The organism is Galbibacter marinus, from assembly GCF_000300875.1.
GTDB classification, from domain to species: Bacteria; Bacteroidota; Bacteroidia; order Flavobacteriales; family Flavobacteriaceae; genus Galbibacter; species Galbibacter marinus.
In genome coordinates this window covers 1-9,676 of sequence record NZ_AMSG01000044.1, presented here as the reverse complement: position 1 = coordinate 9,676, position 9,676 = coordinate 1, and the positions used below count along the sequence as shown (strand labels likewise).

General features: G+C 36.5%; 8 protein-coding genes. All 8 read left to right on the top strand.

Annotated elements, in window-relative coordinates; all coding sequences use genetic code 11:
- Window positions 1-1,312 (top strand): autotransporter outer membrane beta-barrel domain-containing protein (locus I215_RS16310; RefSeq protein ID WP_008992886.1); only part of this gene is annotated, 1,312 nt, incomplete at its 5' end.
- Between the two features lie 7 nt (window positions 1,313-1,319).
- Complete coding sequence (locus tag I215_RS15230) at window positions 1,320-3,722, top strand: L-type lectin family protein (RefSeq protein ID WP_008992885.1); 2,403 nt, start codon at window positions 1,320-1,322, stop codon at window positions 3,720-3,722.
- 6 nt (window positions 3,723-3,728) lie between these two features.
- Entirely contained in the window at window positions 3,729-4,973 is a 1,245-nt protein-coding gene (locus I215_RS15225) for a gliding motility-associated C-terminal domain-containing protein (protein ID WP_008992884.1), read from the top strand.
- Between the two features lie 19 nt (window positions 4,974-4,992).
- Window positions 4,993-5,901: a PorP/SprF family type IX secretion system membrane protein gene (locus I215_RS15220; protein ID WP_008992883.1), complete on the top strand. Its 909-nt coding sequence runs from the start codon at window positions 4,993-4,995 to the stop codon at window positions 5,899-5,901.
- Window positions 5,902-5,917: 16 nt separating this feature from the next.
- Window positions 5,918-7,834 carry an OmpA family protein gene (locus tag I215_RS15215; RefSeq protein WP_040460618.1) on the top strand — a complete coding sequence of 639 codons (1,917 nt, stop codon included), beginning with the start codon at window positions 5,918-5,920 and terminating at the stop codon, window positions 7,832-7,834.
- 482 nt (window positions 7,835-8,316) lie between these two features.
- On the top strand, window positions 8,317-8,448 hold the full coding sequence (locus tag I215_RS16715) for a hypothetical protein (protein WP_394330803.1): 132 nt from the start codon (window positions 8,317-8,319) through the stop codon (window positions 8,446-8,448).
- Window positions 8,449-9,189, top strand: a complete 741-nt coding sequence (locus tag I215_RS15210) for a hypothetical protein (RefSeq protein WP_316928346.1) — start codon at window positions 8,449-8,451, stop codon at window positions 9,187-9,189.
- Window positions 9,190-9,321: 132 nt separating this feature from the next.
- On the top strand, window positions 9,322-9,612 hold the full coding sequence (locus I215_RS15205; protein WP_008992880.1) for a nucleotidyltransferase family protein: 291 nt from the start codon (window positions 9,322-9,324) through the stop codon (window positions 9,610-9,612).
- The last annotated feature ends 64 nt before the right edge of the window (window positions 9,613-9,676 follow it).

Sequence of the window (9,676 nt, the reverse complement as noted above, 5' to 3'; positions counted from 1 at the left end):
TTCCAATATGGAGACCTTAACTTCGATTGTAAATAATGGTGATGGTACGTATACATATACAAATGAAGACGGAGTATTAATTGATTTAGATGCTAACACAACCAGTGTAACATCAATCGATGGTGTTTATACCTTCACAGATGCATCAGGAACTGTAATCACCAGTGTTGACACTAATGCTAAGTCACTTGGATTTGATAATAGTACGAATGGATTTACCTCTACCAATGTTCAGGATGCTATTGACGAACTGTCGCAAACCATAGAAGCTAATAAGGGAGACTTAATTGTTTCGGAAGGTATAGAATTCACAGGAGGTTTAGATGGAACGAATATTTTATTAGCTGATTCTGGAATAGGTATTGCAGACAGTGGTATATCAACTGATAAGTTAGCTGATGGTTCTGTAACCAATGATAAAATTGATACAGATGCAATTACATCTGACAAGATAGCCAACAGGGAAGTACAAGCTGAAGATCTTGGAGCTGCCATAGCAGACCAAGGCAAAGTTGGGGTAGTACAACCCGATGGTAGTATAGTATATCAGAACGTTGATGCTTCTGCAGTAAACGGGAATGATTTGACTGCTGGTGATACTTCCATTACCGTAGTTGATGGTACAGGAGCTACACTTGTGAATGCTAATGTAAGTGTTGCTGCTGATGGAATTACCAATGATAAGTTAGCAGATAATGCAGTAAATACAGAAAATATAACTGATGGAGCAGTAGAACCGATAGATCTAAATGCTAATGTTGCGGGAGCTGCGCTGTCTCAAGATGGTGATACCATGGCTTTAAATGTTAATGCTAATAATGGTTTGTCCATAAGTGATGACAATGTGCAGCTTGGAGGAGTATTAATTGAAGAAACAGCCATAACTACGGATGTTGATAATACACTTGCAATTGTAGGACTCCAAACTGGAGCGACCCAAGACAACCTAGTTGTTGTAGATACAGTTAGTGGAGTTCTTAAACAAACTAGAGCTGCCATGCCTAAATTCTTTTATATGCCATCCATTGTTTTTGATGTTTCAACCACGGGTATGGCTAGCCGAAACTTGCATGAAGAATATATTAAACAATTCACAGGTACTGGGAATCCAACACTCGTAGGAAGTGAAGGAGCTCCTACAGATATTCCAAACTTACCGAATCCAAAAGATTTATATTACTATGTGACCTATTATGATGATGAAATTTTTGAAGCTGTATCAATTTCTGAAACAGGGATTATGACCTATAATGTAAAAAGTACAAGCCCCACCGAAGCTTCTTTCATGAACATAGTTTTCGTTGTAAAATAAACCAGGAATGTTAGAAAGATTAAAAGATAATAAAATGCGTAATGGTGCCTTTTGGAGTCTATTGTTTGTTTTGATAGCAATTCAACCTTTAAGTGCACAATTCACCATAACAGAAGATTTTAGAGGTAGTGGGAGTCCCGATATTATTATTGGAGATAATGCTTATTTAACTTCAGGTATAGATGATCCTGTTGGTGCAGGTTGGTTACGTTTAACTAAAGCTTTAGGTGACCAGAAAGGATATGCATATGTAAATAAATCATTCCCGTCTACTCTAGGTGTACTAATTGATTTTGAATATACAATGTGGCGTGACCTTGCGGACAATACATATCATGGAGCTGATGGATTTACGATATTTCTTTTTGACGCTGCCTATGGTCCTGGTAATTTTGCCTTGGGCGCTTACGGGGGGTCGCTTGGGTACGCTAATAGTACTAACTCCAATCCACAAACCGCAGGTCTTACTGGAGGGTATTTAGGGATTGGTTTTGATGCTTATGGTAACTTCGTTAGAGCCTCAGAGGGTAAAAATGGAGGCTCCTCAAACGTTAGCCCAAATTCAATTGCCCTAAGAGGACCAACTACTTCCAACAGTGCATCAGATACTAATACTAATAGATATCTTACGGGAACTACCTTGTTTCCTGATGGAACCACTGATGATGCGCTCAATAGGACAGGAGATCCAGAACAAAACGTAATTGATTATAACACAACAACAAGTACTCGTCCATCTCAATCAACATTTTATCGTCGTGTAAAAATAGAAATTGAGCCAACCAGTGACGGTAAGTTTGAGATTACAGTAAGATGGACCAAAGAATATGGAGGAGCATTTACTGATTTAATCACTTATGTTACTGAAGACATTCCGCCTTCTCTTTTAAAATTGGGATTTGCTGCATCGACGGGAGGTGGTTATAACAATCATGAGATCAGAAATATTTTGGTGAGTACACCAGGGAATTTGCGTGTTTATAAGCTTGCTTCAAAAGATATAATGCGATCAGTTCCTGGAGCTGGAACCGAAAATGAAGTATCATTTAATATAGAAGTTACCAATGATACCGATGCCGCTCTTTCAGTTATTAATATCACTGATCAATTTACAGATGGAGAAGGAAACCCTATACCAGATGGAATGTTTGTAATTACTAGTATTACTACAGCAGATTTTTCTCCTGACTCAGTTAATTTACCTACTTCTTTCCCTTTACCTAGTGGTTCCTTTACAGGCTCGGTGGGCTTGCCCGCAAATTCGACAGGAATCATAACAGTGACTGGATATTTGGATGGACAAGTTCCTATTGGGAATGTGTTGAATAATACCGTAACAATTTCCAACAATGAAATTACAGATCAGGACTTGGAAAACAATACTTCTACTGTAAGTGTTCCAGTATTAGCAGAACAAGTTGATATGGTTATTGAAAAAAAATTGGATGATTATTGTTTAAATGCAACTTCAGGAAATACCATAACTCTCATTGTCGGAAACATGGGAACTTTAGAGGCTAATTACAATAGTACAAGCACAATTAAAGTGATTGAAACCATCCCGTCTGGCGCAACTTTGGATATGACGCCAAATTCAGATTGGAGTTTAAGCACATCTGGAAACACATATACATTTACAAAAACAGGATCAGGTACACTTAGTTCTGGAATGAGTCTTCCACCTTTAGTTTATACCATTCAAAACTCTACATCTTTTGAAAGTACTTCGGAAGTCCAATTTGTAAATCAGACAAGTAATGAGAGTATTGAACCTGTCGAAAATAGAGGTAATAATATAAAAGTTGTGTCCATTGCTAACCAGCCTAATATGCCAGTGCTGTTAAACACAACTGTTTATTTTTGTGAGGGAGAAGGTGCAACTTCATTGGAAGATTATGTTGAGGCGGATTCTGGAAATACTCTGCTTTGGTATTTAAATGAGGGTGGAACTCCTTCTTCGATTGCTCCAACTCCACAAACAAGCACTCCAGGAAGTACAGTATATTATGTTAGCCAGTCAAACGGGAACTGTGAAAGCGAAGTCCAAGAAATAGAAGTGGTGGTATTAAAAACCCCAACCCCCGGAAGTATCTCTGGTGGGGGTGAGGTATGTGTCAATTCAACTCCTGAGCTTATAACAAATAATGAATCAGGGACTGGTTTTGGGATACTGACTTATCAGTGGGAGTATTCCAATGATAATGGTACAACTTGGGAAGAGGTAATCGGTGAAAGTGCAGCTACACTCCAGCCTACGGTTATTCAAACTGAAACCCAATATCGAAGATATGCCATCGCTACAAATTCTCAAGGGTATTCATGTATTTCTCTACCAAGCAATACGATCACTTTTGCCACTAAAAATTGTATGGTAATTACTAACCCAATGCTACCAAGTAAGGCTAAATAAGAAATTATGAGTTATAAAGATTCGTATTTGAAATTGCTATTTGTTTTGAGTTTTCTACTCTTGTTTTCAGAATTAATTCATAGTCAAACGGTGAATACTGGAACGATGGTAATCATGGAGGGCACAGAGGTTTCTACATTATACAATTTCGACAACAAACAAAGTGGAGATTTAATAAACGATGGTGCCTTTTACATTTATGGAGATTGGAATAATGAAGGACTAGTCAGTTTTACTCCAGATCTGGGAAGTGGTTACACTTTATTCCAAGGAAGATACGGGAAACAAAAGATCACAGGGAGTATGCCATCTGATTTTTATGATATTCTTTTGGATAATCCAGCTGCTCAACCAGCTTTTCAACTCTCAGGTGATATTATTATCTCTGGAAGAGCTGAATTTAAGGATGGTATTATAGATGGTAATGATTTTGGTGGACTCGTTAGTTTTCAACCTGATGCCACACATAGGAAAGTTGGAGATCACAGTTTTGTTGATGGTCCTGTACTTAAGACTGGAAATGAAAATTTCACATACCCTATTGGAGACCATGAGATGTATAGAATGGCATCCATAGCTGGTGGTGGCGAAGTAAATGATGGTTTCAAAGCACAATATTTTTTGGAGAATTCCAATTCCCTACATCCACATTTAAATAAACAAGTCACTATCGATCTGATCGATAATGCAGAGTATTGGGTAGTGGATCGAACCGTTGGAAATTCAGATCAAGTGTTGACCCTCTCATGGGATGAGCGAACTACGCCTTATGAACTTTTAGAAGATAAAACTGGACAAGAACTACATATTGTTCGATGGGATGATGTCAGTCAAATGTGGATTGATGAAGGTGGTGTTTCCAATGTTGATCAACAGATAGTAACCACTGCAGTAAGTGGGTTTGGAATGTTTACCCTTGCGCGGGTTCTAGTAGAGGATACTCCAGAGGAGAACCTAATTGTTTATAACGGACTCTCACCTAATGGAGATGGACGTAATGATTTCTTTTATATCAAAGGAATTGAACTTTTCCCCGACAATACTGTTGAAATCTATAACCGTTGGGGTGTAAAAGTATACGAAACTAAAGGTTATGATAACAATGCTTCTAGATTTGATGGATATTCTCGTGGACGAGCCACATTCAATAACAATGAATTATTACCCGTAGGAACCTATTTCTATATTATAAAGTACAAGGAAGGTAATTCAATCAGAGACTTATCAGGATATCTCTATATCAATCAATGATAAAATAAAAAGATTAAAGATGAAAAAAATCATACTGGTGTTGGGATTGTTGGTGGCAGGGATGACATATGGACAGCAAGAACCACAATTTACACAATTCATGTATAACACAATAAGCGTTAATCCTGGATATGCTGGCACACGTGGGACTACAAGCATGTTTGGACTTCATCGTCGCCAGTGGATAGGTTTGGAAGGCGCTCCAACTACATCACAGTTTTCTATTCATGCCCCTGTAAGTTATAGAGGACATGGAATGGGTCTGACAATAGTAAATGATGAGATTGGCCCTGCAACTGATACCTATTTGAACGCTTCCTTTGCTTATAAGGTGCGTGTAGGTAATAATATTTGGCTTAATATGGCAGTTATGGCAGGTGGCGGTTTTCTAAACGTAAACTATAATAAATTAGATATCTACGATAAAGATGATTTATTATTAACTGGTCAATTAAGCAAGTTTTCCCCAAACTTTGGAGCAGGATTGTACCTGTATTCCGATAAATGGTATGCAGGACTATCCATTCCTTCCATATTAGAGACCCATTTTTATGATGATGTACAACAGTCTGTTGCTAGAGAACAGATGCATTTTTATTTCATGGCGGGATATGTATTTGATTTAAGTTCGGAACTAAAATTCAAACCAGCAACAATTGTAAAAGCCGTATCTGGTGCACCGATAGCGGTAGATCTTACTGCCAATTTCTTGATCCGAGAACGACTTACATTAGGAGTAGCTTATCGATGGGATGCAGCAGTAAGCGCATTGGCCGGATTTGAAGTTAGTCCTGGTTTGCAAATCGGTTATGCTTATGATCATGACACTCATAGTCTAGGTAATTACAACTCTGGATCACATGAAATTTTTATCAGATTTGACTTTATGTCTGCAAGAGGTCGAATGGTCAACCCAAGATTCTTCTAATCAAAAAGAACTAACAATGAAAAGATTTTTACTTACTATAATATTGATTGCATTTTCTGTATTCGCTTGGTCTCAAGAAGGTCGAAAAGAAAGAGCTGACAATGCTTATTCTAAACATGCTTTTATTACAGCGGGTGAAATGTACCAATCTTTAATTGACCAAGGATATGAATCAGCAGATCTTTATGGTAAACTTGGGAACACTTTTTATTTTAATGCCCGCTATCAAGAAGCATTGGAGGCCTATGAAAAAATGCTGTCGTTTAAAACAGGAGTTCCTAAAGAATATTATTTTAGATATGGACAATGCCTAAGAGTTGTTGGAAAAGATAAGAAGGCTGAAAAATACTTAAAAAAGTTCTACCAAAGTTTAAGTGTTGATAATCATACCCCTTCACAACTCATCGGTGAAATCAATACATTAGCACCTCAGGATTATGTTTTAATAGATGCGCGTATCAATAGCGAAGTGGCAGACTTCGGTACCGCATTTTACGGTGAAGACAAAATCGTGTTTTCATCCGCTCGTGATACTGGTTTATTTGTTTCGCGAAAAGACAAATGGAATGCAATGCCCTTTTTAAAACTTTACACCGCCACCATTAACCCAGATGGCACATTAAGTGAAGTAGAAAAATTAGAAGGGAGTGTGAACTCCAAATTCCATCAATCAACAGCTGCCCTTAGTAGCGATGGAAAAACATTATACTTTACTCGAAACAATTTCAATAAAGGAAAATTTGGCAAGGACGAAAGAGGTATTAATCATCTTAAAATCTATAAAGCCATTTTAGATAACGGTAGTTGGAAGTATATAGAAGAACTATCTATAAATGGTGAAGATTATTCTACTGCTCATCCGGCACTGAGTCCCGATGGGAAGTATCTTTACTTTGCTTCAGATAGATCTGGAAGCCTAGGAGATTCAGATCTCTTCAGGGTGGAGTTAAAGAGCGATGGAGAATTTGGTGCCATAGAACACCTAGGAGATCGTATTAATACTCCTGGCAAAGAATCTTTTCCATTCATTGATCAAGACGGAAACCTTTACTTTTCATCTAACGGACATAGTGGTTTTGGAGGGCTTGATGTGTTTGTAGTTGTTTTTGATGAATTTGGCAGAGAACAAATTGTAAATTTAAACCAACCTATTAATAGTGCATTTGATGATTTTGGCTTTGCAACTCGAAAGGATGGAATAGGGTACCTGTCATCTAATAGAGGTCAAAAGGATGGTTTTGATAATATCTATAGTGTCCAAGGGACCAAAACTAAACTACAAGCAACATTGTGTGGTCAAGTTTTGGATAGTATTTCAAAACAACCAATCATAAGCGCTGTTATTGAATTAAGAAATTCAGATAACCAGGTTTTAACAACTGTTACTGTTGATGACCAAGGTCAATTTTGTCTTCCAGTTTGGCCTTTAGAAGGATATAACCTTAGGGCCGTTGCTAGTGGTTTTGAGCACAAAGAAATATGGATTACTCCAATAGCAAATCATGGAAAAAGGAACGTCACTTTAGAGCTTGTAAAAGATATGGCCGTATTTAAAGAGGGTGATGATCTTGCGAAACAATTAAATTTAAACCCTATATATTTTGATTTTGACGGTTCAGGGATTCGTAAAGTCTCAGAGATAGAACTTGCAAAGGTAATTGCTGTCTTAAAGAAATACCCTGAATTCAATCTTAAAGTTAACTCTCATACCGATAGTAGAGGAAGTCGAGAGTACAATCTTTCGCTCTCTGAAAGACGCGCTAAATCCACTGTAGACTTTATTATTGAAAAAGGTAAGATCAACCCTAACAGAATTAAAGGTCAAGGCTATGGAGAATCGAGACCTCTTAAAGATTGTGAAAAAACAAACTGTAGCGGACAAGAACACCAGCTCAATAGAAGAAGTGAGTTTAAGATAGTTCTTGGTAAATAATATTTCACAACAGATGAATTGGATACAGTTTCTACCAATTATCGTAACAAACTTAGATTAGAAATACTATCTGTATTGACTAAATGGCATAGGCATACTATAATTGGAGGAATTTTAAATTTATGGATGCTTCCGTTAATAGATTTTGAGTATAAAAAGATTGAATTCTGCATTTGTGGGAAACGGTAAAGAAATCACGTTAATCCATTGTAGTTTTGATAAATGAGCACTTTTACTGGTAATTTGCTCGATAGCAGCATTAATCAATTTAACCTTAAATATCAATACTACAATGGAATTATTCAATCAACTCAAAGGATTCTGATAAGATCGAACAGCTAAAGGATAAAATCGATACGGAGGAATCCACAAAGCATGCTTTCACCCTTCCTTTTATTAATATACTTCGATATGATACGTTTAACCCTACAGAAGTTGTTCCCGAATTTACGGCTGATTTAGGAATTAAAAAGGGTGAAAAAGTGGATTATGCCATATTTCAAAATGATGTCCCGATTTTAATTATTGAGTGTAAACACTGGAAACAAGATCTAAATGTTCATAATTCTCCGTTGTTTAGATATTTCCATGTTACAAAGACTACGTTTGCGTAATTGACTAACGGAATTATATACCGTTTTTATACTGATTTAGAGGAACCGAATAAGATGGACAATAGACCTTTTTTAGAATTTGATATCACTAAGATTAAAGAGAACACAGTTAAAGAAATTGAAAAGTTCCATAAATCAAAACTTGATATATCAACAATTGTAGACAATGCAAGTAATCTTAAATATACAAGGGAGGTCAAAAATTTGATAGGCCAAGAATTGGCAAGTTCCTCTCCAGAGTTTATTAAACTTTTTGCAAGTAAAACATATAATGGACGTTTAACATCCAAAGTGATGGATGAGTTCACAGAGATAGTAGGCAAGGCTTTTAATCAAATTATTAGTGAAAAGGTAAATGAAAGATTAAATGCCGCGCTAAATAAAGAACAAGAAAAGCAACAAGAGGAGAATAAGGATCAGCCGCCATTAAGTAAGATAATAACAACTAATGAAGAAATGGAGGCCTACCAGATTGTCCTTGCAATCCTAGGAAGAAAAGTAGACAAATCTAGGATAGTGCAGCGAGATACACAGTCATACTTTGGGATATTATTGGATAATAACAACAGAAAACCAATCTGTAGACTTCATCTAAATACAGGGGTGAAATACATAAGTTTGTTTGATCGAGAAAAGAATGAGATTAGAGAGAAAATTGAAACTGTAGATGATATTTATAGTTTTGAGGATCAACTTCTAAGAACAATTGACTATTACCACAGTGAATTACAAATATTGTAATTTTGAGCCGAATCCATCATAGAGGCAATTTCTATATGTTACGCAATTTAATTAACTAAAGAGTCGAGAAAGAAGGTGATAACGGACGATTATCACTAGATATTGTAATTAAAAAAAGCATGTTAGGTTTATATGATTACTGCAGAAGACATATTGGATAAACTAAGAGTTCTAGGGCCAATTTTAACTAAAGAATATGCTGTAAAGAGAGTTGGGTTATTCGGCTCTTTCTCTGATGGAATAAATACGGACTCAAGTGATATTGACTTACTTGTTGAATTTGAAGGACCTATAGGGTGGAAATTCTTTTCCTTAGAAATTTTTCTTGAAACAATTTTCGAGCGCAAGGTTGATTTGGTGACCAAAAATTCACTCAAGGATCAAATTAAGGATGAAATATTAAAGCAGGTCAAGTACGTATAAAGGAAGAATAAAAGAAATCTGGACTTGCAACAAGACACTATCCCAGGAAGTGTGTAAGTTTTAA

Coding starts and splice junctions, on each gene's coding strand:
- I215_RS15230 (WP_008992885.1), top strand. CDS start 1,320: ATGTTAGAAAGATTAAAAGATAATAAAATGCGTAATGGTGCCTTTTGG.
- I215_RS15225 (WP_008992884.1), top strand. CDS start 3,729: ATGAGTTATAAAGATTCGTATTTGAAATTGCTATTTGTTTTGAGTTTT.
- I215_RS15220 (WP_008992883.1), top strand. CDS start 4,993: ATGAAAAAAATCATACTGGTGTTGGGATTGTTGGTGGCAGGGATGACA.
- I215_RS15215 (WP_040460618.1), top strand. CDS start 5,918: ATGAAAAGATTTTTACTTACTATAATATTGATTGCATTTTCTGTATTC.
- I215_RS15205 (WP_008992880.1), top strand. CDS start 9,322: ATGATTACTGCAGAAGACATATTGGATAAACTAAGAGTTCTAGGGCCA.